The sequence below is a fragment of the Novosphingobium sp. HR1a genome (assembly GCF_015594425.1).
Classification (GTDB): Bacteria; Pseudomonadota; Alphaproteobacteria; order Sphingomonadales; family Sphingomonadaceae; genus Novosphingobium; species Novosphingobium resinovorum_A.
Genome location: NZ_JABXWS010000007.1, coordinates 1 through 22,748, shown reverse-complemented (window position 1 = coordinate 22,748; position 22,748 = coordinate 1). Strand labels below are relative to the sequence as shown.

Genomic DNA, 22,748 nt, shown 5'->3' with positions numbered 1-22,748 from the left:
GGCGATAGCTCGCGGGCACGCGCAGCAAGGTAAGCCGTTCATGGCCTGCGGTCCCGGATCAAGTCCGGGACAACGTCAGGCGTAAGGCGGCTTGTGCAGCCCCTTGGGGCTGGTGGTGAAGATCTCGCAACCGTCCTCGGTGATGCCGATCGAGTGCTCGAACTGCGCCGAGAGCGACTTGTCGCGGGTCACCGCCGTCCAGCCGTCGTTCAGCAGCTTCACCGGCGGCTTGCCGAGGTTGATCATCGGCTCGATGGTCATGAACATGCCCGGCTTGAGCAGCGGGCCGGTGCCGGGGCGACCGGCATGGACCACTTCGGGCGCGTCATGGAACAGGCGGCCGAGGCCATGGCCGCAGAACTCGCGCACGACGCCGTAGCGGTTCGCCTCGGCATAAGCCTGGATGGCAGCGCCGATGTCACCCACGCGGTTGCCGGGCTTCGCCTGCTCGATGCCGATCATCAGGCACTCGTACGTCACGTCGACCAGACGGCGCGCCTTCAGCGGCACGTCGCCGACCAGGTACATGCGGCTGGTGTCGCCGTGCCAGCCGTCCAGCAGCGGGGTGACGTCGATGTTGACGATGTCGCCGTCCTTGAGCGTCTTTTCCGACGGGATGCCATGGCAGACGACGTGGTTGATCGAGATGCAGCACGAATGCGCATAGCCCCGATAGCCCAGCGTCGCCGGGACCGCCCCGCCCGCGAGGGTCAGTTCGCGCACCTTGTCGTCGATCTCGGCGGTGGAGACGCCCGGCTGCACCATCGGCGCGATTTCGTCGAGGATCTTCGCGGCGAGCGCGCCGGCGCGGCGCATGCCCTCGAAGCCGTCGGGGCCATGCAGCTTGATGGTGCCGTCGCGCAGCAGCGCTTCCTGGCCGGGCTCTACGATCTGGTATTCGGTCATCCGCCCCAGATAGCGCATCCGGGGTGAAATTGCGAGATCAGGGTTTCACCGAGAAGGCCGAGCGATACTGCGGCTTGAGCGCGGCCATCACCTTGCCCGTCACCGGCACCGTCACTTCATAGCTGCCTTCCGCGTAAGGCCCCGCCTCGTAGGGCGCGACGAGTACGCCGATGCGATCGAAGGTCTTGCGGTTGGTCGAACCCAGGATCAGCGTCTGCGCGGTCGGGTCGATGCATTCGGTGAACATCTGCCCGCTGTCACGCTGAACCGGCTCGCCCCGCTTGCCCGCGCGGGCCTTGTCGAGCCCGTCGCAGAACGGCGTGCGCAAGGCATCACGCAGCGCGTCCTGGCTGGTGAACAGGTCCATCGGCTTGCGCGCCGTGTCGGCGCCGCGATCCCACAGCAGGGTATCGAACCCGCTCATGCCGTGCGCGCCGCCGCTGTACTGGTACATCTCCGAGGACAGCGACAGCCAGCCCGGCAAGTCGGTGACCACCTTCCAGTCCACCTGCATCGAATGCGCGTGATAGGGGAAGCCGTCCTTGGTCATCTCCGCCTTGTCGCTGCGTGCGGAGGAGACCAGTTCGCCCTTGGTATCGTCCAGCTTCCGGTCGAGCATCGCCCGCAGGCCGGGTAGCGCCGCCGCCGCGTCGGGATAGGAATAGCCGAACTCGTAAAGGTCGTTCTCCTCCTTTTCCGAGCGCCCCTTCACGGCGGGCGCTTCCGAGGGCGCTTCGGTGGAGGCCATCGGCAGCGCCTCTTCGCTGGCAACCGCCGTGGCGCTCGGCTGTGGATCGCTGTCGCCCGATCCACTGCACGCAGCGACGGCAAAGGCCAGAACAACAACCATACCGGAGTATCGCATCAAAATTCCTCTCGCACTCAGGCTCGGGTGGAGGCTAGAGAATCAGGCCATGAGCGACAAGAACGCATTGATCCAGCCCGATCGCGGCCAGCAGGCCGTCTCCATCCATCTCGTCGACAAGGACGGACTGGAGAAATTCACGAAAGGCCTCACCGTTCCCCAGCGCGCCGTGCTGGAGGCCGCCCGCTTCGACGCAAGTGCCGGGGAATACGTCATTCTCCCCGAGGGCGACGGCTGGAGCGTGGCCGCAGGCGTGGCCGACGCCGGAACGCTCGGCGGCTGGTGCATGGCGAAACTCGCCGAGAAACTGCCCGCCGGGACATACCGCCGTGCTGGCGGCGAGCCGGGCGCGGCGATCTTCGGCTGGATTCTCGGCCAGTACAGCTTCGACCGCTACAAGGCCGACGCCGAGGACCACGGCCCGCGCCTGCTCCTGACCGGCGAACCCGCGCAGATCGCCGCTCTCACTGCCGAGGCCGAGGCGGTCATGCTGGTGCGCGACCTCGTCAACACCCCGGCCGAAGACATGGGCCCTGCCCAGCTGGAGGCCGAGGCCGAAGCGCTGCACAAGGCCTTCCGCGCCGAGATCCGCGTCACGCGCGGCGAGGTGCTGGAGCGCGACTTCCCGATGGTCCACGCGGTCGGCCGCGCCGCGGGCCGCAGCCACGCGCCGCGCATGATCGAACTGGAATGGGGCGACCCGAAGAACCCGCGCATCGCCGTGGTGGGCAAAGGTGTCTGCTTCGATTCGGGCGGCCTCGACGTGAAGCCCTCCGCGGGCATGCTGCTGATGAAGAAGGACATGGGCGGCGCGGCCCACGCCCTCGCCCTCGCCCGCCTGATCATGAGCGCCAACCTCCCGGTGCGCCTGCACGTGCTGGTCCCGGCGGTGGAGAATGCGATCTCGGGCAACAGCTTCCGCCCTGGCGACGTCCTGCGCAGCCGTGCCGGGATCACCGTCGAGATCGGCAACACCGACGCCGAAGGCCGCCTGATCCTGGGCGATGCGCTCACCCGCGCGGGTGAGGCGGGCCCTGAATTCATCATCGACTTCGCCACTCTGACAGGAGCAGCCCGCGTCGCGGTCGGCCCCGACCTCCCCGCCCTCTTCACCCGCGAGGATGCGACGGCCGACGCCCTGCTCGCGGCGGGCAAGACGGTGGACGACCCGTGCTGGCGCCTCCCCCTGCACGAAGGCTACCGCGAGTACCTCAAGTCCGACGTCGCCGACATCAACAACGCCGGGTCCAGCGGCTTCGCGGGCGCGAGCACGGCGGCGCTGTTCCTCGACCGCTTCGTCCCCAAGGGCGTGGAATGGGCGCACTTCGACACCTTCGCCTGGCGCCCCACCGCGAAGGCGGGCCGTCCGAAGGGCGGCGAAGCGCTCGGCCTGCGCGCGGCATGGCACATGCTGAAAGCGCGCTATGCTTGAAAGAATCCCGTGTCTCGGGTAGGCGCGCCCATCTTTGACTTTGGAGACGCACCCGCGTTGGCATCTGTGGATTCGTATACTCGCCCTGACCAGACGGACGGCATGGGGTCCCAGAAAATGCTGGCCATGACCGGCCCCAGCGTGAGCGCCGATCCCGGCTGCCTGCCCGTGCGCGGCGACCTTGCCCACATCAAGCTGGCGGGCCGCTACTTCGTGCCGCACTATGCCGTGCCGATGCCGCGCGCGCTCAAGTCCGGCGCAATCCTGCGCGTCTTCGGCCGCGACGATGCGGAAGTCATCGCCGACCTGCCTGCGGGGGAAACCTTCAACGTGCTGGACATCGCGGGCAAGTGGTCCTGGGGCCAGCTCGGCGAGGACGGCGCGGTCGGCTATGTGGCTCTCTCGGATCTGGAAGCGGCATGACCACCAACGTCTTCATCGACGGTGCAGCGGGCACCACCGGCCTCGAAATCGCCGACCGGCTCGCCGGGCGCAGCGAGTTCTCGCTGATCATGCTCAGCGATGACAGGCGCAAGGATGATGCCGCGCGGGCCGAGGCGCTGAACGACGCCGACGTCGTGATCCTGTGCCTGCCCGACGATGCCGCCAAGGCCGCCGTCGGCATGATCGCCAACGCGCGTACCCGCGTGATCGACGCCTCCTCCGCCCACCGCGTCGCGGCGGGCTGGACTTACGGTTTTCCCGAGATCGTCGGCCATGACACGGTCGCGCAGGCCCGTTTCGTCAGCAATCCCGGCTGCTACCCCACCGGCTTCATCGCCCTCGTCGCCCCGCTGGTCCGCAGCCGTCTGCTTCCTGCCGACTGGCCCTACGTGTGTCACGCCGTCTCGGGCTATTCGGGCGGCGGCAAGGCGCTGATCGCGCGCTTCGAGGACAACACCGACATCGCCTTCCGCGCCTACGGCCTGGCCCTCGGCCACAAGCACGTGCCCGAGATGAAGGCGCAGACGGGCATCGGCCACGATCCGATCTTCGCCCCCGCCGTGGTGCCCGCCCATCGCGGCATGCTCGTCGAAGTGCCGCTGCACCTCTCGATGATGCCGCAAGCCGGATCGCCCGACGACCTGCGCGCCGCGCTGGCCGAGTTCTACGCGGGCAGCACGATCGTGAAGGTCGAGGCAGACCAGCCCGACGAACTGCTGCTGCGCGCCTCGATGGAGCCCATCGATACCCTTACCCTGCGCGTTCTGGGGGCGGAGGACGGCGCGCAGGCGCGCCTCGTCGCGATCCTCGACAACCTCGGCAAGGGCGCGAGCGGGGCTGCGGTGCAGAACCTCAACATCATGGCCGGTCTCGACGAGACGGCGGGCCTGCGCCTTTGATGGACCCTGCCCTCCCCGACATGGGGAGGGCACTCAAGCCTTGCAAACTGATGGCCCGCTGCTCTAACAGGGCAGCAATCGCAAGGACCCGGTGCAATTCCGGGTGGCTATTCCGGCCGCCGATCCGCCGGACAACATCACACATGACCTGAAACCTCGGCGCCCATTTGGCGCCCGTGGTCCTGCCATCGTGCCTTGTTGTGGAATTTCCATGTCAGACAAACTCACCCGCTACGCCCGGCAGTGGTTCAGCGACTTCGCGACCGCGCGCCGCGACGTCCTCGCCGGCATCGTCGTCGCCCTCGCGCTGATCCCCGAGGCGATCGGCTTTTCGATCATCGCCGGGGTGGACCCGCGCGTCGGGCTCTATGCCTCGGTCGCCATCGCGATCGTCATCGCCCTCGTCGGCGGACGCTCGGCGATGATCTCGGCCGCGACGGCTTCCGTCGCCGTTCTGGTCGGCCCGCTGGTGCGCGACCACGGCGTCGAGTACCTCTTCGCCGCGACCATCCTGATGGGTGTCTTCCAGGCCATCGCCGGACTGCTGCGGCTCGACCTCGTGATGCAGTTCGTCTCGCGCTCGGTCATCACTGGGTTCGTCAACGCGCTGGCCATCCTGATCTTCATGGCGCAGTTGCCGCAACTGACCAACGTGGGCTGGCAGACCTATGCCATGGTCGCGGGCGGTCTCGCGATCATCTACCTGTTCCCGCGCGTCACCAGGGCCGTGCCTTCGCCGCTGGTGGCGATCCTGGTGCTGACGGCGATCTCGATCGGCATCGGCCTGCCGGTCAATACCGTGGCCGACATGGGCAAGCTGCCCGACGGCCTGCCCAGCTTCGCCCTGCCCCATGTGCCGCTGACTTTCGAGACGCTGCGGATAATCGCCCCCTACGCGCTGACGATGGCGGCGGTGGGCCTGCTCGAATCGCTGCTGACCGCGCAGATCGTCGACGACATGACCCAGACCGACAGCGACAAGCGCGCGGAGTGCGTCGGCCAGGGCGGCGCCAACGTGGTGGCGGCCCTCTTCGGCGGCATGGGCGGCTGCGCGATGATCGGCCAGTCGGTGATCAACGTGACCTCGGGCGGGCGCGGGAGGCTCTCCACGTTCGTCGCGGGCGCGTTCCTGCTGTTCCTGCTGGCGGTGCTCGGACCGTGGGTCGGCCGGGTGCCGATGCCTGCACTGGTCGCGGTCATGGTGATGGTTTCGATCGGCACCTTCAGCTGGGCCTCGATCGCGAACCTCAGGCGCCATCCGCCGACCTCATCGGTGGTGATGCTGGTGACCGTCGGCGTCGTCGTGGCGACGCGCGACCTTTCGCTCGGCGTGCTGGCGGGGGTGCTGCTGTCCGGCGTATTCTTCGCAGGCAAAGTCCAGCGCATGTTCGCGGTGGAGCGCGGCGAAGAAAACGGCATCGCCACCTACCGCGTCTCGGGCCAGATCTTCTTCGCCTCGGTGGACCGCTTCATCCGCGCCTTCCAGGACGAGGCGCAGGAAGAGGCGGCGGCCGGGCACATCGTGATCGACGTCTCGGCCGCGCACTTCTGGGACATCTCGGGCGTGGGCGCGCTGGACAAGGTGGTCGAGCGGCTGCAGCGCGACGGCCGCAGCGTCGAGGTGGTCGGCTACAACCGGGCGAGCGCGGACATCGTCGACCGCTTCGCCCTCCACGACAGGACCGGCGTGGAGACGGGCGCGGTGCCGGGCTGAACCTTACCGCTTGTCCCGAGGGGGCTTCGACAAGCTCCAGCCTGACCGGGTTTGAGAGGTTTACCCATTCCCCGCTCACCCTGAGCTTGTCGAAGGGTCGGGCACAGCCGGTCGAAGTCCCCTCGCAGGGACGCTGTCAGCGCTTCTTCTTAACCCCGTTCAACGCGGCGGCGTCGCGCAGCAACGCCGAAAGCGCCGCCTCGTCGATCGCGTCACCTTCATGAATGTCGATGGCGCGGCGCACGTTGCCCTCGAGGCTGGCGTTGAACAGGCCCGCCGGGTCAGGCACCGAGGCGCCCTTGGCGAACGTCAGCTTGACCGCCGCCTTGTAGGACTCCCCGGTGCAGACGATGCCGCCGCCCGCGTACCACGTGGGCACGCCGCGCCATTTCCATTCCTCGACCACCTCGGGCAGCGCGGCGTGGACGACGGCCCGCACTCTTGCCAGCGCCTCCCCGCGCCAGTCGCCGAGTTCGGCAATGCGTTCGTCGATCAACTGAGCGGGGGTTTTCGTGTCGGTCATGCTGTCCCGTAGAGTTTCGCTTCGTCCGCGCGCCGGTTCTTGAGGCCGGTCATCGGCTTGCCGTCGTTGTAGATCCATTTGCCGAACTGGGCCTGCGCCCCGGCGAAGTCACCCGCCTTGTGCAGCTTGCCCAGCGACGAACTCGTAATCTTGCCGGTGTTGTAATGGAACGAGACGAGCGCGTCGAACTGGTTCTGCGAGGTCGCGGCAGAGCCGATGAAGGCGGCCACTTCCTTCACGTAATCGACCATGTCGACGTCGAAACGCGCATCGCACTGCGCCTGCGTCCAGACGACGCCCTTCCTGACGTCCGGGCCGGTCGAGCCCCAGCCGATCGTCCAGGGCTTGCCGTCGACGCTGCCGGGGTCGGGATAGGCCGCGAAGGTGCCGTTGGCCTGGCGTTTGGCGCAGCCCTCCCACTTCTTGATGAGCTTGGCCCCGGCGGCGCCCAGCACGCGCCCCGTCGCCGCGACAGCGGTTGCGGGGCTTGAAACCGGCTCGGGGGCGAGACTGGCGGTCAGGCCGCCGGTGGAAAGGTCGATCGCCTTGTCCAACGCGTTGACTTCGGCCTGTGTGAACGAACGGTCCAGCATCTTGCGGACGGCATCAAAGATCGGCTTGCGATTCATGTACGTGCCCTTTCGCTACAGACGGCGCACGCAGTATCGCGTGCAGAACAACTACACTTCGCGCGCCCGAATAAGTGTGAATACGGCGGAAACGCCGCCAGATACGGTCCCGTCTCTTGCGGGGTACGCATGAGGTACATCCACGTCGGTGCTGTAGGAAAGCGGATTCTTGAGGAGGAGCGGCGCTATCCGGAATTGTCATTAGCCCCGGAACGCGAAAGGGGCGCCCGGATTGCTCCGGACGCCCCCTCTCGGCGAACTGGTCGCCAGCGCTGATCGGATGGATCAGGCGCTGTAGTACATGTCGAACTCGACGGCCGACGGCGTGGTTTCCCAGCGCAGCACTTCCGGCCACTTGAGTTCGAGGTAGGCTTCGATCTGGTCCTCGGTGAACACGCCGCCTTCGAGAAGGAAGGCGTGGTCGGCCTGGAGGGCGTCCAGAGCTTCGCGCAGCGAACCGCAGACGGTCGGCACTTCGGCGAGTTCGGCCGGCGGCAGATCGTACAGGTTCTTGTCCATGGCTTCGCCCGGGTGGATCTTGTTCTTGATGCCGTCGAGGCCGGCCATCAGGAGCGAAGCGTAGCACAGGTAGGGGTTGGCCATCGCGTCGGGGAAGCGGAATTCCACGCGCTTCGCCTTGGTGCCCGCACCGTAGGGGATGCGGCACGAGGCCGAGCGGTTGCGCGCCGAGTAAGCGAGCAGAACCGGTGCTTCGTAACCCGGGACCAGGCGCTTGTAGCTGTTGGTGGTCGGGTTGGTGAAGGCGTTCAGGGCCTTGGCGTGCTTGATGACGCCGCCGATGAAGTACAGGCAGGTCTCCGACAGGCCGGCGTAGCCGTTGCCGGCGAAGGTGTTCTCACCCTCGTTCCAGATCGAGATATGCGTGTGCATGCCCGATCCGTTGTCCTTCATGATCGGCTTGGGCATGAACGTTGCGGTCTTGCCGTAAGCCTGTGCGACCATGTGCACGACGTACTTGTAGATCTGCATGCGGTCGGCGGTGGTGACCAGCTTGCCGAAGGTCAGGCCGAGTTCGTGCTGGGCAGCTGCCACTTCGTGGTGGTGCTTGTCGCAGGGCAGGCCCATTTCGAGCATGGTGGTGACCATCTCGGCGCGGATGTCCACGGCCGAGTCGACCGGGGCGACCGGGAAGTAGCCACCCTTGGCACGCGGGCGGTGGCCCAGGTTGCCGGTGTCGTATTCCTTGTTGGTGTTGCCCGGCAGTTCGATGTCGTCGATCTTGAAGCCGTTGCCGTCGTAGCCGTCGTAGAACTTCACGTCGTCGAACATGAAGAACTCGGCCTCGGGGCCGACGAACACGGTGTCGCCGAAGCCGGCCGACTTGACGAACGATTCCGCACGCTTCGCGGTCGAGCGCGGGTCGCGGGCGTAGAGTTCACCGGTCGAGGGCTCGACGATGTCGCAGAACAGGATCAGCATCGGGGTGGCCGAGAACGGATCGGTGTAGACCGCGTCGAGGTCGGGCTTGAGGATCATGTCCGACTCGTTGATGGCCTTCCAGCCCTCGATCGACGAACCGTCGAACATCAGGCCATCTTCCAGCTCATCCTCGCCGAGGACGGTCGAAACCATGGTCAGGTGCTGCCACTTGCCCTTGGGGTCCGTGAAGCGAAGATCGACCCACTCGATCTCCTCGTCCTTGATCTTCTTGAGGACGTCCTTTGCACTAGCCATTTTCTTGGTTCTCCAGCGTTACTCTTCCGATCCCGAAAGAGGATAGGGTTGGTCTTGTTGCGGGAATGCGACGGCCCCCACCGTCGCAGCCCGATTTCTGCGATCTTTAGAGCGCGTCGTCGTCGCGCTCGCCGGTGCGGATGCGCACGGCGGTCTCGACGGGGACGACGAAGATCTTGCCGTCGCCGATGCGGCCGGTCTGCGCGGCGTCGGCGATCGCCTCCACCACGCGCTCGGCCAGAGCGTCGGGCACGACGACCTCGAGCTTAACCTTGGGGAGGAAATCCACGACGTATTCGGCGCCGCGATAAAGTTCGGTGTGGCCCTTCTGGCGCCCGAAGCCCTTGGCTTCGGTGACGGTGATGCCCGAGACGCCGACTTCGTGCAGCGCTTCCTTCACTTCGTCGAGCTTGAACGGCTTGATGATGGCTTCGATTTTCTTCACGCCTGCCTGGACCCCTGCACTTGCACCCGGACTGTATCTTGAGGGAACCGGTCCGGGAACCAGAAGCCTCGCGCGCGATTCCCATCAAGAATCGTGCCAATGCGGTGGCGCTACTGATAGGCCGAGTGTGCGCCTGCGAAAAGACCGCATTTGGGTGATTTACCCGGTCAGTAAACAATCTGTCGCATATGATGCGCCGGATTTGGGAAATGTTGTGTTCAATATTCAGGCAAGTGGTGCCTGAATATTGTGCACCAGCACAAACAGGGCAGCGCCCTTGGCCCGCCCGGAAGAGCGACCCACTTTGACATGAAACCCAGCCTGTCATTGCGAGCGAAGCGAAGCAACCCAGGGCAGCACTACGCCGCCCTGGGTTGCTTCGCTTCGCTCGCAATGACGAAGTGAGTTCAGTCAGGTTTGTCCGACCACGACGCCATCAGGTTTCCAAAACGGGCATGACCGGCGATTGCCCGCCACATAACCTCCGACCTCACCCCTTGGTGACGGAGGGCATCCCGTCCTTGGGGCCGGTGGCGGCATCGTCGCGGCGGGGGCTGGCGACGGCGGCGGCGATCAGGCGGTCGTGTTCGGCGGTGTCGATGCGTTCCCACCCGGCGCGGCCGAGCTTTTCCATCGGGCGATAGCGCACCTTGTACTGCATCCTCGCCGAACCCTCGACCCAGTAGCCGAGGTAGACGAAACCAAGCCCCATCTCCTGCGAACGGCGGATGTGGTCGAGGATGATGTAGTTGCCCAGCCCCTGCCGCGCGCTTTCGGGGTCGTAGAACGAGTAGATCATCGACAGCCCGTCGCACTGGCGGTCGGTCAGGCAGGCGCCGACGAGGCGACCGGGCACGACGCCGTCCATCGACGGCTCGCGGTATTCGATGACATAGCTGGTGACCGGCGTGTGCTCCACCATGTCGGCGAAGTCGACTTCGTCCATCGTCGTCATGCCGCCTTCGGGGTGACGCGCGGCGAGATAGCGCTGGAGCAGTTCGAACTGCTCGCTGGTGGACCAGGGGCGGCAGACGGTGGCGACGAGATCCGAATGCGCCTCAAGCGTGCGCTTCTGCGTGCGCGAGGCGCGGAATTCGGACGCCACGACCCGCACGGAGACGCAGGCGTTGCAGGAGGGGCGATAGGCGACGGTCTGGCTGCGGCGAAAACCGATGCGGCCCAGTGCATCGTTCAGCGAATCGGCGTGCGGTCCCTTGAGTTCGGTGAATACCTTCCGCTCGCTACGGCCCGGCAAGTACGGGCACGGAGCCGGGCTCGTCACGAAGAAGCGGGGAAATCGAACGGGAGCCGTCACCTAACTGGATCTTCCTCTAGCGTTGCGGCCGGCCTTATGTCCGTCTGCTTTCCCAAATATGCATAGCGCTGCAGCGCCTTGCGAGTCTTTTAACCACAAAAACCGACCGGTCTGCGGTGAAATCGCGCCGGACTGGCGGTATCGCCCCATCGCCGTACCAATTCGGGGCGATGGGGCGATGTAATCGTTACCTCGAACGATATACCTCCATATCGCCCGAAGCCAGCCTCTTTCGAATCAATCTGTCTCGACCAGCTTCACTTCGTAGCCTTCGCGGCGCAGCCCGGCGATCAGCGCCTGCAGCTGCTCCTTGTCGCGCGCCTCGCACTCGATCTCGGTGACGAGACCCTTGGCGGGCAAGTGCGTGAAGATACGCTGGTGGAAGACTTCGATGATGTTGACGTTGTGTTCGTGGAAGATCTTGGCGACCTTGAACAGCGCGCCCGCGCGGTCCTGCAGCCCGATCTTGAGACGGGCGAGGCGGCCCGAGCGTGCGAGATCGCGCAGCAGCACGTTCGCCAGCAGGCGGGTATCGATGTTTCCACCCGACAGCACGAGGCCGACCTTGCGGCCGACGAACAGCTCGCGGTTGTTGATCACGGCGGCAAGGCCCACGGCGCCCGCGCCTTCCACCAGCGTCTTCTCGATCTGCAGCAGCAGCGCCAGCGCGCTCTCGATCTGCGATTCGCCGACCAGCAGGAATTCGTCGAGCAGCGAGCGCAGCACCTTGGAGGTCATCAGGCCCGGCGCGATCACCGCGATGCCCTCGGCCAGCGTGTCGCCGCCGATCGGCAGGCTGGTGCCCTTGAGCAGGTTGTACATCGAGGGGTAGAGTTGTGCCTCGACGCCGATCAGGCGGATGCCCGGATTGATGTCCCGCGCCACGGTGCCCATGCCGGTGGACAGGCCGCCGCCGCCGACCGGCAGCACCAGCGTGTCGAGTTCCGGCACGTCCTCCAGCATTTCCAGCGCCACGGTGCCCTGCCCGGCCGCGACATTGGGCTCGTCGAACGGGTGGACGAAGGTGAGGCCCAGCTGCCCCTCCAGCTTGCGCGCGTGGGCATAGGCCTCGTCGAAGCTCTCGCCCTCCAGCACGACCTTGCCACCCACGCTCTCGGTCTGCATGACCTTCACCGTCGGCGTGGTCTTGGGCATGACGATGGTGACGGGCACGCCAAGGCGCGTGCCGTGGTAGCTCAGGCCCTGCGCATGGTTGCCGGCCGAGGCGGCGATGACGCCGCGCGCCTTCTGCTCCTCGGTCAGCAGCAGCAGCGCGTTGAGCGCGCCGCGCTCCTTGTAGGCGGCGGTGAACTGCAGGTTCTCGAACTTGAGCCAGATTTCGGCGCCGGTGATCGCGCTCAGCGTGGAACTGTAGAGCGTCGGCGTGCGCACGACCTTGCCCGAAATTCGCTCCGCCGCCGCGCGTACGTCGGCTGCGGTCAGCGGGGCGTCTTCGAGGCCCGCGGGAGCGATGTTGAGCAAAGTCTGGTCCATAGACCCGCGCGCCTACCGGAAACGGCAGCGGATGGAAAGGACGTCGTGCCCGCACGCGGGGGCTTCGACAGGCTCAGCCTGGGCGGATTTGGAAGGTTTGCATTACCCCCGCTCATCCTGAGCCTGTCGAAGGGCCTCCCATGGCGGTTTGCTTTTGGCCAAAAGGCGCTAAGAACGGGCCATGACCGAAGAGACCGCCTCCGAAGCCCCCGCCGCCCCGGCCGTACCCCCGCGCAAGGTCTCGATGATCGGCCTCGGCACCATGGGCGGCGCGATCGCGCGCCACATCGCGCAGGCCGGGCACGAACTGACGATCTACAACCGCACGCCCGAGCGCGCACGCAAGTGGCGCGACGCCAACCCCGGCCTCGCCCACCGCATCGCCGCCAACCCGGCCCACGCGGCGCAGGACGCTGATGTGGTGATCACCTGCGTCGGCAACGACGACGACCTTGCCGACGTCGTGCTCGGCCCCAACGGGGTGTTCCGCATGCTCAAGCGCGGCGGCACCTTCATCGACCACACCACCGTCTCGGCGCGCATCGCCCGCCAGATCTCGGTCGAGGCGCGCGACCTCAAGATCCACTGCGTCGACGCGCCGATGACCGGATCGCAGATCGGCGCGGAGAACGGCACCCTCACCCTGATGTGCGGCGGGCGCGACGATGCGCTCGAAGCCGCACGGCCGATCATGGAGAGCTACTCCAGCCGCATCGTCCACGTTGGCAAGGCGGGTTCGGGCCAGATCGCCAAGATGGCCAATCAGATCTGCATCGCTGGCAACGTCGCGGCTTTGGCAGAGGCGGTGCGTTTCGCGCAGGCCTCGCACCTCGACATGGACAAAGTCTACGAGGCGATTTCGGGCGGCGCCGCGCAGTCGTGGCAGATGGACAACCGCTGGAAGACCATGGACGCGGGCGAATTCGACTTCGGCCTCGCGATCGACTGGATGCGCAAGGATCTGGGCCTCAGCCTTGAGGAAGGCCGGGGCCTGGGCGTCTCGCTGCCGGTGGCGGCGCTGGTCGATCAGTTCTTCTCCGACGTGCAGGCCACGGGCGGCGGGCGGCTCGATACGAGCGCCATCATCAAGCGGCTCCCCCAGAAGGGTAAATCGTGAAGTCATGGATTGCGGCAGCGGCCACGCTGCTTTCGGGTACGGTGCTGGCAACTCCGGCGCTGGCCGACGTGCTGGTGGACAACGTCGAGGGCGTCACCCCTGACGGCAAGGGCGGCGTGGAGCGCTTCGAGGGCTTCCTGATCAACCCCCAGGGCAAGATCGCGCAAGTCTTCCACAAGGGCGACAAGCGACCCAAGAAGGTGGACTACAAGGTCGACGGCAAGGGCCGCATCGTCGTGCCCGGCATGATCGACGCGCACGGGCACGTCATGGCCACCGGCTTCGCGAAGATGACGCTGGACCTGTCGATGGCGAAGTCGCTCGACGAGGCCCTCTCGCGCATCGCCGCATGGACCGCCGCGCATCCCGAAGCGCCGTGGATCCTCGGCGGCGGCTGGAACCAGGCGAGCTGGGGGCTGGACCGCATGCCGACCGCCGCCGAACTCGACACGGTGACCGGCGGCAAGCCCGCCTGGCTCACCCGCATCGACGGGCACGCGGGCTGGGCCAACTCCGCCGCGCTGGCCGCTGCGGGCGTGACCGCCAGCACCGCCGATCCGGCAGGCGGCGAAGTGCTGCGCGTCGCGGGGTCGAAGGCCCCGGCGGGCGTGCTGGTCGACGCCGCCACCGCGCTCGTCGAGAAGAAGCGCCCCAAGCCTCGCCCCGAGGATGCCGACACCGCTTTCGGCGAAGCGCAGCTGCAGTTCCTTGCCGCGGGCGTCACCACCGTGGCGGACATGGGCACCTCGATCGAGGACTGGCAGACCTTCCGCCGCGCCTCCGACAAGCACCAGCTGCGCATGCGCGTGGTCGCCTATGCGGGCGGGATCGAAGCGATGACGCTGATCGGCGGCCCCGGCCCGACACCGTGGATCGACGACGACCGGCTCAAGATGAACGGCGTGAAGCTCTACCTCGATGGCGCGCTGGGTTCGCGCGGGGCGTGGCTCAAGGCGCCTTATGCCGACGATGCCGCCACCAAGGGCCTGCCGCAGATGAGCCAGACCCAGCTCGGCAACCTGATGAGCCGCGCGGCGATGGACGGCTTCCAGGTCGCGGTCCACGCCATCGGCGATGAGGCCAACGCCACCGTGCTCGATTCGATCGAGGAACTGTCGCAGACCTACAAGGGTGATCGCCGCTGGCGCATCGAGCATGCCCAGATCGTCGACCCCGCCGACATCCCGCGCTTCGGCCGCAACGGCGTGATCGCCAGCATGCAGCCGCAGCACGAAGCCTCCGACCGCGTCATGGCCGAGGCGCGCCTCGGCCCGCAGCGGCTGGCGGGCGCCTATGCATGGAAGTCGATCGCGGCGGCGGGTGCGAAGCTGGCCTTCGGCTCCGACACCCCGGTCGAGCCCGCGCATCCCTTCGAGGGCCTCGCGGTGGCGATCAGCCGCACCGGCGCCGACGGCCAGCCCATGGGCGGCTGGCAGCCGCAGGAGATCCTGACCCGCGAGGCGGCGCTGGGCGCCTACACCACCGGCGCAGCGTACTCGCTGTTCGCCGAGGACCGCCTCGGCCGCATTGCGCCGGGCATGCGCGCGGACTTCCTGTTCGTGGACGAAGACCCGATGACCGCCGCCCCGCAGGCTTTGCGCGGCACGCATGTGCTGGAAACGTGGATCGGCGGGCGGCTGGCATGGTCGGCCGCGCAGGACGGCGGCAAGGCGGGGGTGCGGCGGTAGGCACGCTGCTTCACCTTACACCGCTCATGCTGAGCCTGTCGAAGCATGGGAACTTCGCGCCCAGCGTTGGGGCCTTCGACAAGCTCAGGCTGAGCGGGGTGGAGAGGACAGCGGGACAATTCCCTTCGCCCGGTTGACCCGCGCTCCGCTCATGCTGAACGGAGTAGAGAGGTTGGTTCTTACATTGGCGCCCCTTGCCGAGTTTTAACCTCGACCCGCTCAGGCTGAGCTTGTCGAAGCCCGCCCGCAACGCCAGACCCTCAGCCCATGGCGTTCCACACATACATCCTGCGCTGCCGCGACGGATCGTATTACGTGGGCCACACCGATGACCTCGAACGCCGCATCGCGCAGCACCGGGCCGGTGCGCTCGGCGGATACACAGCAAGCCGCCTGCCCGTGACATTCCTCTGGGCGCAGGATTTCCAGACCCGCGACGATGCCTTCGCCGCAGAACGCAAGCTCAAGGGCTGGAGCCGCGCCAAGAAGGAGGCGATGATCGCGGGTAACTGGTCGCTGGTCAGCGAACTTGCGCGAAATGGGAAAGCCCGCGAGCGTACAGCCTTTCCGCCGGGGGCTTCGACAAGCTCAGGGTGAGCGGGGGTAGTGTAAAAATCCCAACCCCCCTCAGGCTGAGCCTGTCGAAGCCCCCGCGCAACGCCGGACCTTAGCAGCCCTCACTCCGCCGCAGCGTGTCCGGCAGCCTTGGCCGCTTCCTCGACGGCTTTTTCCTCGCGCGCGCGGTCCTTGGCGTCACGGCGTTCGGTGAACCACATCAGCACCAGCGTGCCCTCGAACAGCAGCAGCAGCGGCACCGCCAGCAGCAGCTGCGAGACGACGTCGGGCGGGGTCGCCACGGCGGCGACGATGAAGATACCGACGATCGCATAGCGCCGCGCGCCCACGCACTGCGCGCGCGTCACCATGCCCGCCCGGTTGAGCAGCATCAGCAGCACCGGCAGCAGGAAGCTGATCCCGAACGCCAGGATGAACTGCATCACCAGCGCGAGGTAATCGCCCGTGCCGGGCAGCGCCTCCAGCTTGAGGCCGCCCTTCTGTCCCTCGAACGTGAGGAAGAAGTGGAACGCGGTGGGCATCACCACGTAATAGGCCAGCGCCGCGCCCATCGTGAACAATACCGGCGTCGCGATCAGGAACGGCAGGAACGCCTTCTTTTCCTTGGCGTAGAGGCCCGGCGCAACGAACTGCCAGATCTGGTTGGCGATCACCGGGAAGCTGACGAAGAAGGCCGCGAACATCGCGATCTTCACCTCGACGAAGAACGCCTCGTAGAGCTTGGTGTAGATCAGCTTGCCTTGCCCGGGCGGGAACGCCTCGGTCAGCGGGCGGACAAGGAAGGCAAAGATGTCGCCCGCGAAGTAGAAGCACACCGCGAAGGCCAGCGCGAAAGCCATGAAGGCGCGCAGCAGACGGCCCCGAAGCTCGATCAGATGATCGAGCAGCGGCGCCTGGGTGTCGTCGATATCGGAAATGCGGAAGGGCTGCATGGTTTCTGCCTCAAGCCACGGATCAGGGCGGCGGGGGAGGCAGGTGCAGCTCGGCCTGCCGGTTTTCGGTCTTCACCTCTGCGGATTTCTCGGGCGCGTCATCGGCAGCGGGCGATACCGCAGGTTCAGGCTGCGAAAGGGCAGGTTCCGAAACGGCGGGCGCCTGCATGTCGTCGGCAGTAGGATTCATCGAGGGGAGCTGCGGGCTCGCCTTCATGATGGCCTCGTTCTGCTCGCGCCACTTGCGCTCCATTTCCTCCAGTTCGGCCTCGCGCACCATGGCGTCGATGCCGGACCGGAAATGGTTCGACATCTTGCGCATCTTGCCGATCCAGCGGCCAGCCGTGCGCAGCGCCATCGGCATGTCCTTGGGACCGATGACGACGACCGCCACGATGACGATCATCAACAGTTCGGATGCACCGACGTCGAACATCCCCGATCAGCCCCGAGCGCTCAGGCCTGTTCGTTCTTCACTTCGGTCGCGGTCGGCGCCGGATCGGCCTTCTGCGACGAGATCTGGGCGGCGGGAGCCGAGGCTTCCTGGGCCTTCTTGGCCTCTTCCTCGTTCATGCCGTCCTTGAAGCTCTTGATGCCCTTGCCGAAGTCACCCATGATTTCCGAAACGCGGCCGCGTCCGAACAGCACGAGCACGATCACGAGAACGATCAGCCAGTGCCAGATCGAGAAGCTACCCATAACCTCAACTCCAAAAGCGCGGTCGATTCCGACCGGTCATAGGGGGCATGTAGGCGCTTTGATGCCAAGTTGCCAGCCCGTCATGGTTATGTCCTTCACCGGTCGCACGTCAGTCATCTTCGGAATCCGCGTTGTCCGGTATGCGAGGATTCTTGCTGCCCAGCGCCGTCTCGATCATGTCCTCGTCAACCGGGTCGAGCAGGCCCGCCGCGCGCAATTCGTCGATGCCCGGCAGTTCCTTCAGCGAGCCCAGCCCGAAGTGGTCGAGGAACGCGGGCGTCGTCGCGTAGATCACCGGCCGCCCCGGCACCTCGCGGCGACCGGCGACGCGCACCCAGCCCGCCTCCATCAGCACGTCGAGCGTACCCTTGGCGGTCTGGACGCCGCGAATGGCCTCGATCTCGGCGCGGCTGACGGGCTCGTGGTAGGCGACGATCGCCAGCACCTCGGTGGCGGCGCGGCTGAGGCGGCGCACGTCCTCCTTCTCGCGGCGGAGCAAGTGGGCAAGGTCGGGCGCGGTCTCGAAATGCCAGCGCCCGCCGCGCTCGACGAGGTGGATGCCGCGTCGCTCGTAGTGGCGCTGCAGATCGGCGAGCGCAGGGCGGACCTCGCCGCCCTTCTCGCCGAAACCGAGGTGGAGCGCGACCTGATCCGCGGTAAGCGGTTCGGTGGAGGCGAAGAGGGTCGCCTCGACGGCGCGAAGGACATCGTCGGGGGCGCTTTGGACGTCTTGTGTCACGTTTGAGTGCCTTTGAGTGCCCTTAGGCGCACGGGGCCATACGTCTCGTCCTGCGCCAGTTCGGCCTTGCCGGTACGGGCCAGTTCGAGCGCCGCGACGAAGCTCGAAGCCAGCGCGGAACGGCGCAATTGCGGGCTTTCCCAGCTACCATGCGCTGCCGGAAGGAAGTCGCGCAGTTCCATCCAGTCGATCGCCACGCCGAGCATCGAGGCGACCCGGGCGATCGCGGTGTCGAGCGTCATCACCATCCGCTCGCGCACCATGTGCACTACCGGCTGTGAGCGGATTTTCACGTCGCCGTAAGCTCTTACGAGGTCGAACCACTCGACCTGCCAGCGAGACTTGCGATCGACGCGCAGGCCCTCCGGAGCCCCCCGTTCGAACACATCGCGGCCCAGCCGGTCGCGCCCCATCAGCCGCGCCGCAGCCTCGCGCATCGCACCCAGGCGCTGCAGGCGCATCTGCAGGCGCAGGGCCATTTCCTCGGGGCTCGGGTCCTCCTGCTCGTCGCGCGGCAGCAGCAGCGCGGACTTCAGATAAGCCAGCCACGCCGCCATCACGAGGTAATCCGCCGCCAGTTCCAGCCGCAGCGCCTCGGCCTCCTCGATGTACGTCAGGTAGGCATCGACCAGTTCGAGGATCGAGATGCGCAGCAGATCTACCTTCTGCCGCCGCGCGAGGTCGAGCAGCAGGTCGAGCGGCCCTTCCCAGCCGTCGATCTCGAGGTACAGCTTATCGGCCTGAGCGCCCTGGCGGTCCTCGCCGTCCCAGTCGTCGAAGAGGCCGGGATTACTGGCCACGTCAGGCCGCCCGCAGCGCCAGCAGGGCGTCGCGCTTCGCCAGCAGTTCGGCGTGATCGGCCGCTGTCGCGGGGCCGGTTCCGGCCAGCGCATGGTCGAGACGGGCGGCGGTTTCCTCGGCCATGACCGGCAGGGCCTTGGCGATGCCGACCATGTCGTCCATCTTCGCCCAGCAGTTGAGCGCGATGTCGCAGCCCGCCGCGATCGCCTGCGCCGCCAGTTCCGGCACGCTGCCGGAAAGGGCCTGCATATCGAGATCGTCGGTCAGCAGCAGACCCGAAAAACCGATGGTCTTGCGGATGATCTCACCAATCACGAAAGGCGAGAGGGTGCCAGGGTTCTCGGCATCCCACGCGGTGTAGCGCACGTGCGCGGTCATCCCGATCGGCGTCTTGGACAGCGCGCAGAACGGGGCGAGATCGCGTTCCAGTTCCTCGGCCGAGGCGGTGACGGTGGGCAGTTCCTTGTGGCTGTCCGCCATCGCGCGGCCGTGGCCGGGGATGTGCTTGATGCAGCCCGCGACGCCCGATCGCGCGAAACCGTCGAGGATCGCGCGGCCCAGCGCCGCCACCCGCATCGGCTCGGCGCCCAGCGCGCGGTCGCCGATGACGTCGTGGGCTCCGGGCTGGCGCACGTCGAGCGAGGGGTGGCAGTCGACGCTGACGCCGACTTCGGCAAGGTCAAGGCCGAGCGCCTGCGCGTTCACCCGCGCCGCCTCGATGGCGCTGGCGGGGGCTAGGTCGTAGAGCCGGTCGAACGCTTCGCCGGGCGGGTAGGCGCTCCAGGTCGGTGGCTTCATTCGCGCGACGCGGCCGCCTTCCTGGTCGATGCAGACGAACAGGTGCTCGCGCCCGTGGATGGAGCGCAGTTCGTCGGTCAGGGCGCGGACTTGCGCGCGGCTTTCGACGTTGCGGCCGAACAGGATGTAGCCCGCCGGATCGGCGTCGCGGAAGAAGGCGCGTTCGTCGTCGCCGAGGGTCAGGCCGGAGAGGCCGAAGATTGCCGGAACCATGCGTGTTTTGGTCGCAGAATGGCGGCGGTTTCGCAAGAAAGACGGCGGGCGAAGGTGTGGATGGCGCTATGCGGCAGGGGCTTCGACAAGCTCAGCCTGAGCGGGATTTAAAGATTTAAAGACCTGCTCTAAAACCCGCTCAGGCTGAGCTTGTCGAAGCCCCCTCGGGCCATTTCCGGCACGATGACTTACGCTGCGCGCCAATACCTGCCACAACCCCACCCATGACCCGCACGTTCGGCCCTCCCCCCTCCGCCGCCGAGTTCGAGCGCCTCGCCCACGCCGCCTTCGCGCGGATTCCTGCGCCGTTCGCGCAGCACCTCGACGGGATCACCGTCCACATCGAGGAATTCGCGGACGAGGAAACGCTGGGCGCCATGGGCATCGAGGATGCCTGGGAACTGACCGGACTCTATCACGGCCGGTCGATGGATACCGATTCGGTGTGGATCTCGGGCGAATTCCCGCCGCGCATCACGCTCTATCGCCAGCCCCTTCTCGCCGAATGGTGCGAGACCGAGGTGGATCTGGAGGACCTCGTCGCGCATGTGGTGATCCACGAGGTAGGCCACCATTTCGGCCTGTCCGACGACGCCATGCATGCGCTGGAGGATCAGGTGCGCTGACAATTCGCACAGGCCGTCGGCGAAATTGTCCCTTGGCCCGTCATATTGCAGTGCGATAGAGCCGGGTCATGACTTCCCCCCGTCTACGCGCTCTGCCGCTCCTCGCTCTCGCTTTCACCGCTGCCTGCGCTGCACCGCAGGCAACCCGCCCGGGAGCGCCCGTCACGGCGGCCACCCCGGTGGAAGTGGGCATCATCGCCATCAACGACTTCCACGGCGCGCTGGAGCCGCCCAAGGCGTCGGTCGAGGCCCCCGGCCCTGATGGCAAGACGGTCAACGTGCCCGCAGGCGGCGGCGCGTGGCTGGCATCGGCGGTCGATTCGCTCAAGGCCGAACACCCGAACAACGTCGTCGTCGCGGCGGGCGACCTCACCAGCGCCTCACAACTGGCCTCCTCGCTTCATCTCGACGAACCGGCGGTCGGCGTGATGAACCGCATCGGGCTGGAGTTCAACGCGGTCGGCAACCACGAGTTCGACCGCGGCTGGAAGGAACTCCAGCGCCTCCAGAACGGCGGCTGCGAGAAGAACACGCGCTTGCAGCCCTGCCAGCTCGAGCAGTTCAAGGGCGCCAGCTACAAGTACCTCGCCGCTGCGACCTACAGGGACGACGGCACGACGCTGTTCCCCGCCACCGGCCTGAAGACCTTCGGTGAGGGCGCGAGCAAAGTGACCATCGGCTTCGTCGGCCTGTCGCTCAAGTCGATCCCCACGCTCGTCCAGCCCGACATGGTCAAGGGACTGACCTTCGGTGACGAGGCCGAGGCGATCAACAAGGCGATTCCCGTGCTCAAGGCCGAGGGCGCCGACGCCGTCGTCGTGCTGATCCACCAGGGCGGCAAGACCACTGCCAAGGACCCCAATTCGTGCGAGGGCTTCGCGGGCGACATCCAGCCGATCCTCGACAAGCTGAACCCCGGCGTGGACCTCGTCGTCTCGGGCCACACGCACTGGCAGTACGTGTGCCAGTACGGCCAGTCGGGCGACGGCTCGCCGATCCTGCTGACCAGCGCGGGCGTCTACGGCAAGCTGGTGACCGACATCACCCTCACCATCGACCCCGCCAGCCACAAGGTCATCGCCAAGAAGGCCCGCAACGTGATCGTCCAGTCGCCGGGCTACACCAGCGGCCGGGGCGACGTGCCGAATACCACCGCCTACCCGCAGTTCCAGCCGCGCGCGGACGTGGCCGATTATGTAGCGGGCTACGTGAAGGATGCAGCCGGGCTGATCCAGCGCCCGGTCGGCAAGATGTCAGGCCCGGCGGCGAAGGGCAGCAGCGAGAGCGCCAGCGGCGGCGACCTTGGCAACCTGGTTGCCGATTCGCAGCTCGCGGGCACCCGGGCTGCGGGCGCGCAGATCGCCTTCACCAACCCCTTCGGCATCCGCGCCCCGATCGACCCGGCGCCGGACGGCACCGTCACCTTCGGGCAAGTCTACGCGACGCAGCCCTTCAACAACGAGCTGGTGACGATGACGCTGACCGGCGCGCAGGTCCGCGCGGTGATCGAGGACGGCCTCGACGACGCGGGCGACAAGCAGGCGCTGGCGCCCTCGGCCGGCCTGAAGTTCTCGTACGACATGCGCCGTCCCTCGGGCAGCCGCGTGGTGTCGCTGACGCTGAACGGCAAGCCGCTCGCCCCTGCCGCGAAGTACCGCGTCACCGTGGTCAACTTCCTCGCCGAAGGCGGCGACGGCTTCGCGACCTTCAAGCAGGGCACCGAGATCACGCGCGGCATGATCGACAACGAGGCGTTCCAGCAGTGGCTCGCCGCCGTGCCGGTGCGTCAGGTGCCCAAGGAAGAGCGCACCGTTCGCCTCGACAAGTAATGCAAGCCCGGTCCCTGCGGCCTTCGCGGGGACCGGAATCTATCAAGCATCGACTTCGGCGTAGTGGCTGGGCGGCTGGATCACTTCCATGCGCTCCGACAAAAGCGGCCGAAACGAGGGCCGCGACTTCATCACCAGATACCAGCCGCGCGCCTGCTCGTGGCTCGACCAGTCGAGGCCGCCGAGATAGTCCGCCACCGACAGCTGCGCCGCCGCGGCGAGGTCCGCCAGCGTCATCGTCGCACCGGCAAGCCAGGGCCGGTTGTCGATCAGGTAGTCGATGTAGTCGAGGTAGTCGTGCGCCAGCTTCATCGATTCGCGCAGCGCCTTGGCATCGGGCGCCTGGCGGAACACGAGGCGTTTCTTCAT

24 protein-coding genes and 1 other annotated feature are annotated in these 22,748 nt (G+C 66.8%); of the genes, 9 read left to right on the top strand and 15 right to left on the bottom strand.

What is annotated here, in order from left to right; all coding sequences use genetic code 11:
* Window positions 1–75: 75 nt before the first annotated feature.
* Together map and HWN72_RS01810 are read right to left on the bottom strand one after the other, a co-directional pair.
* Window positions 76–906 carry a type I methionyl aminopeptidase gene (gene map / locus HWN72_RS01815; protein WP_008831600.1) on the bottom strand — a complete coding sequence of 277 codons (831 nt, stop codon included), beginning with the start codon at window positions 904–906 and terminating at the stop codon, window positions 76–78.
* Between the two features lie 37 nt (window positions 907–943).
* Window positions 944–1,756 carry a DUF4163 domain-containing protein gene (locus HWN72_RS01810; protein WP_211149643.1) on the bottom strand — a complete coding sequence of 271 codons (813 nt, stop codon included), beginning with the start codon at window positions 1,754–1,756 and terminating at the stop codon, window positions 944–946.
* A gap of 64 nt (window positions 1,757–1,820) precedes the next feature.
* Here HWN72_RS01810 and HWN72_RS01805 point away from each other — a divergent pair, with 64 nt between their 5' ends.
* From HWN72_RS01805 to HWN72_RS01790, 4 genes are all read left to right on the top strand, one after another.
* Entirely contained in the window at window positions 1,821–3,203 is a 1,383-nt protein-coding gene (locus HWN72_RS01805) for a M17 family metallopeptidase (protein ID WP_069708948.1), read from the top strand.
* 102 nt (window positions 3,204–3,305) lie between these two features.
* Window positions 3,306–3,626: an SH3 domain-containing protein gene (locus HWN72_RS01800; protein WP_375154508.1), complete on the top strand. Its 321-nt coding sequence runs from the start codon at window positions 3,306–3,308 to the stop codon at window positions 3,624–3,626.
* Window positions 3,623–4,546, top strand: a complete 924-nt coding sequence (gene argC / locus HWN72_RS01795) for an N-acetyl-gamma-glutamyl-phosphate reductase (RefSeq protein WP_211149642.1) — start codon at window positions 3,623–3,625, stop codon at window positions 4,544–4,546. The genes HWN72_RS01800 and argC overlap by 4 nt, the downstream gene beginning before the upstream one ends.
* 81 nt (window positions 4,547–4,627) lie before the next feature.
* Window positions 4,628–4,683: a sequence feature (sul1 is cis-regulatory element that is thought to sense ions involved in sulfur or methionine metabolism; They are found in Alphaproteobacteria), on the top strand.
* 74 nt (window positions 4,684–4,757) lie between these two features.
* Entirely contained in the window at window positions 4,758–6,260 is a 1,503-nt protein-coding gene (locus HWN72_RS01790) for a SulP family inorganic anion transporter (RefSeq protein ID WP_211149641.1), read from the top strand.
* A gap of 136 nt (window positions 6,261–6,396) precedes the next feature.
* Here the strand turns inward: HWN72_RS01790 and HWN72_RS01785 are convergent, their stop codons facing one another.
* The 6 genes from HWN72_RS01785 to HWN72_RS01760 form a co-directional block, all read right to left on the bottom strand.
* Window positions 6,397–6,783 (bottom strand): DUF1801 domain-containing protein, encoded by a 387-nt coding sequence (locus HWN72_RS01785; protein WP_008831606.1) that lies wholly within the window; start codon window positions 6,781–6,783, stop codon window positions 6,397–6,399.
* Entirely contained in the window at window positions 6,780–7,412 is a 633-nt protein-coding gene (locus HWN72_RS01780; RefSeq protein WP_211149640.1) for a lysozyme, read from the bottom strand. The genes HWN72_RS01785 and HWN72_RS01780 overlap by 4 nt, the downstream gene beginning before the upstream one ends.
* A 285-nt stretch (window positions 7,413–7,697) precedes the next feature.
* The gene (glnA, locus tag HWN72_RS01775) at window positions 7,698–9,107 is read right to left on the bottom strand and encodes a type I glutamate--ammonia ligase (RefSeq protein WP_008832115.1); all 1,410 of its coding nucleotides are present in this window, start codon (window positions 9,105–9,107) and stop codon (window positions 7,698–7,700) included.
* Window positions 9,108–9,213: 106 nt separating this feature from the next.
* Window positions 9,214–9,552 (bottom strand): P-II family nitrogen regulator, encoded by a 339-nt coding sequence (locus HWN72_RS01770; protein ID WP_008832116.1) that lies wholly within the window; start codon window positions 9,550–9,552, stop codon window positions 9,214–9,216.
* A gap of 490 nt (window positions 9,553–10,042) precedes the next feature.
* The gene (locus HWN72_RS01765) at window positions 10,043–10,867 is read right to left on the bottom strand and encodes an arginyltransferase (protein ID WP_211149639.1); all 825 of its coding nucleotides are present in this window, start codon (window positions 10,865–10,867) and stop codon (window positions 10,043–10,045) included.
* A 237-nt stretch (window positions 10,868–11,104) separates the two neighbouring features.
* Window positions 11,105–12,361 carry a threonine ammonia-lyase gene (locus tag HWN72_RS01760; RefSeq protein WP_008832118.1) on the bottom strand — a complete coding sequence of 419 codons (1,257 nt, stop codon included), beginning with the start codon at window positions 12,359–12,361 and terminating at the stop codon, window positions 11,105–11,107.
* A gap of 181 nt (window positions 12,362–12,542) precedes the next feature.
* Between HWN72_RS01760 and HWN72_RS01755 the strand changes: the two genes are divergently transcribed.
* The 3 genes from HWN72_RS01755 to HWN72_RS01745 all read left to right on the top strand — a co-directional run bounded on the left by HWN72_RS01755 (window position 12,543) and on the right by HWN72_RS01745 (window position 15,763).
* A complete protein-coding gene (locus HWN72_RS01755) occupies window positions 12,543–13,478 on the top strand; it encodes an NAD(P)-dependent oxidoreductase (RefSeq protein ID WP_069708942.1) in 936 nt (311 codons plus the stop codon).
* Window positions 13,475–15,166, top strand: a complete 1,692-nt coding sequence (locus HWN72_RS01750) for an amidohydrolase (RefSeq protein WP_211149638.1) — start codon at window positions 13,475–13,477, stop codon at window positions 15,164–15,166. Before HWN72_RS01755 ends, HWN72_RS01750 begins: the two co-directional genes overlap by 4 nt.
* 267 nt (window positions 15,167–15,433) lie before the next feature.
* Complete coding sequence (locus HWN72_RS01745) at window positions 15,434–15,763, top strand: GIY-YIG nuclease family protein (protein WP_211149637.1); 330 nt, start codon at window positions 15,434–15,436, stop codon at window positions 15,761–15,763.
* A gap of 80 nt (window positions 15,764–15,843) precedes the next feature.
* On the opposite strand, the gene tatC is transcribed toward HWN72_RS01745, so the two are convergent.
* The 6 genes from tatC to nagZ form a co-directional block, all read right to left on the bottom strand.
* Entirely contained in the window at window positions 15,844–16,674 is an 831-nt protein-coding gene (gene tatC, locus HWN72_RS01740; RefSeq protein ID WP_008829339.1) for a twin-arginine translocase subunit TatC, read from the bottom strand.
* A gap of 22 nt (window positions 16,675–16,696) precedes the next feature.
* Window positions 16,697–17,110 (bottom strand): Sec-independent protein translocase protein TatB, encoded by a 414-nt coding sequence (gene tatB, locus HWN72_RS01735; protein ID WP_211149636.1) that lies wholly within the window; start codon window positions 17,108–17,110, stop codon window positions 16,697–16,699.
* Between the two features lie 20 nt (window positions 17,111–17,130).
* Window positions 17,131–17,373: a twin-arginine translocase TatA/TatE family subunit gene (locus HWN72_RS01730; protein WP_008829337.1), complete on the bottom strand. Its 243-nt coding sequence runs from the start codon at window positions 17,371–17,373 to the stop codon at window positions 17,131–17,133.
* Between the two features lie 109 nt (window positions 17,374–17,482).
* Window positions 17,483–18,112 (bottom strand): SMC-Scp complex subunit ScpB, encoded by a 630-nt coding sequence (gene scpB, locus HWN72_RS01725; protein ID WP_069708939.1) that lies wholly within the window; start codon window positions 18,110–18,112, stop codon window positions 17,483–17,485.
* Entirely contained in the window at window positions 18,109–18,912 is an 804-nt protein-coding gene (locus HWN72_RS01720; protein ID WP_211149635.1) for a ScpA family protein, read from the bottom strand. Before HWN72_RS01720 ends, scpB begins: the two co-directional genes overlap by 4 nt.
* 1 nt (window position 18,913) lies before the next feature.
* Complete coding sequence (nagZ, locus tag HWN72_RS01715; protein WP_211149634.1) at window positions 18,914–19,924, bottom strand: beta-N-acetylhexosaminidase; 1,011 nt, start codon at window positions 19,922–19,924, stop codon at window positions 18,914–18,916.
* 224 nt (window positions 19,925–20,148) lie between these two features.
* Here nagZ and HWN72_RS01710 point away from each other — a divergent pair, with 224 nt between their 5' ends.
* Entirely contained in the window at window positions 20,149–20,550 is a 402-nt protein-coding gene (locus tag HWN72_RS01710; protein WP_008829333.1) for a metallopeptidase family protein, read from the top strand.
* Between the two features lie 68 nt (window positions 20,551–20,618).
* Window positions 20,619–22,379 carry a bifunctional UDP-sugar hydrolase/5'-nucleotidase gene (locus HWN72_RS01705; RefSeq protein ID WP_211149633.1) on the top strand — a complete coding sequence of 587 codons (1,761 nt, stop codon included), beginning with the start codon at window positions 20,619–20,621 and terminating at the stop codon, window positions 22,377–22,379.
* Window positions 22,380–22,421: 42 nt separating this feature from the next.
* On the opposite strand, the gene HWN72_RS01700 is transcribed toward HWN72_RS01705, so the two are convergent.
* Window positions 22,422–22,748, bottom strand: a 327-nt coding sequence (locus HWN72_RS01700) for a glutathione binding-like protein (RefSeq protein WP_211149632.1), incomplete at its 5' end; no start/stop codon positions are given.

Bases quoted from the DNA above. Each gene is read 5' to 3' on its own strand.
- HWN72_RS01755 (WP_069708942.1), top strand. From the start codon at position 12,543: ATGACCGAAGAGACCGCCTCCGAAGCCCCCGCCGCCCCGGCCGTACCC.
- HWN72_RS01790 (WP_211149641.1), top strand. From the start codon at position 4,758: ATGTCAGACAAACTCACCCGCTACGCCCGGCAGTGGTTCAGCGACTTC.
- HWN72_RS01730 (WP_008829337.1), bottom strand. From the start codon at position 17,373: ATGGGTAGCTTCTCGATCTGGCACTGGCTGATCGTTCTCGTGATCGTG.
- HWN72_RS01800 (WP_375154508.1), top strand. From the start codon at position 3,306: ATGGGGTCCCAGAAAATGCTGGCCATGACCGGCCCCAGCGTGAGCGCC.
- argC (WP_211149642.1), top strand. From the start codon at position 3,623: ATGACCACCAACGTCTTCATCGACGGTGCAGCGGGCACCACCGGCCTC.
- nagZ (WP_211149634.1), bottom strand. From the start codon at position 19,924: ATGGTTCCGGCAATCTTCGGCCTCTCCGGCCTGACCCTCGGCGACGAC.
- HWN72_RS01710 (WP_008829333.1), top strand. From the start codon at position 20,149: ATGACCCGCACGTTCGGCCCTCCCCCCTCCGCCGCCGAGTTCGAGCGC.
- HWN72_RS01805 (WP_069708948.1), top strand. From the start codon at position 1,821: ATGAGCGACAAGAACGCATTGATCCAGCCCGATCGCGGCCAGCAGGCC.
- HWN72_RS01745 (WP_211149637.1), top strand. From the start codon at position 15,434: ATGGCGTTCCACACATACATCCTGCGCTGCCGCGACGGATCGTATTAC.
- glnA (WP_008832115.1), bottom strand. From the start codon at position 9,107: ATGGCTAGTGCAAAGGACGTCCTCAAGAAGATCAAGGACGAGGAGATC.
- tatB (WP_211149636.1), bottom strand. From the start codon at position 17,110: ATGTTCGACGTCGGTGCATCCGAACTGTTGATGATCGTCATCGTGGCG.
- tatC (WP_008829339.1), bottom strand. From the start codon at position 16,674: ATGCAGCCCTTCCGCATTTCCGATATCGACGACACCCAGGCGCCGCTG.
- HWN72_RS01780 (WP_211149640.1), bottom strand. From the start codon at position 7,412: ATGAATCGCAAGCCGATCTTTGATGCCGTCCGCAAGATGCTGGACCGT.
- HWN72_RS01810 (WP_211149643.1), bottom strand. From the start codon at position 1,756: ATGGTTGTTGTTCTGGCCTTTGCCGTCGCTGCGTGCAGTGGATCGGGC.
- map (WP_008831600.1), bottom strand. From the start codon at position 906: ATGACCGAATACCAGATCGTAGAGCCCGGCCAGGAAGCGCTGCTGCGC.
- HWN72_RS01785 (WP_008831606.1), bottom strand. From the start codon at position 6,783: ATGACCGACACGAAAACCCCCGCTCAGTTGATCGACGAACGCATTGCC.
- HWN72_RS01705 (WP_211149633.1), top strand. From the start codon at position 20,619: ATGACTTCCCCCCGTCTACGCGCTCTGCCGCTCCTCGCTCTCGCTTTC.
- HWN72_RS01760 (WP_008832118.1), bottom strand. From the start codon at position 12,361: ATGGACCAGACTTTGCTCAACATCGCTCCCGCGGGCCTCGAAGACGCC.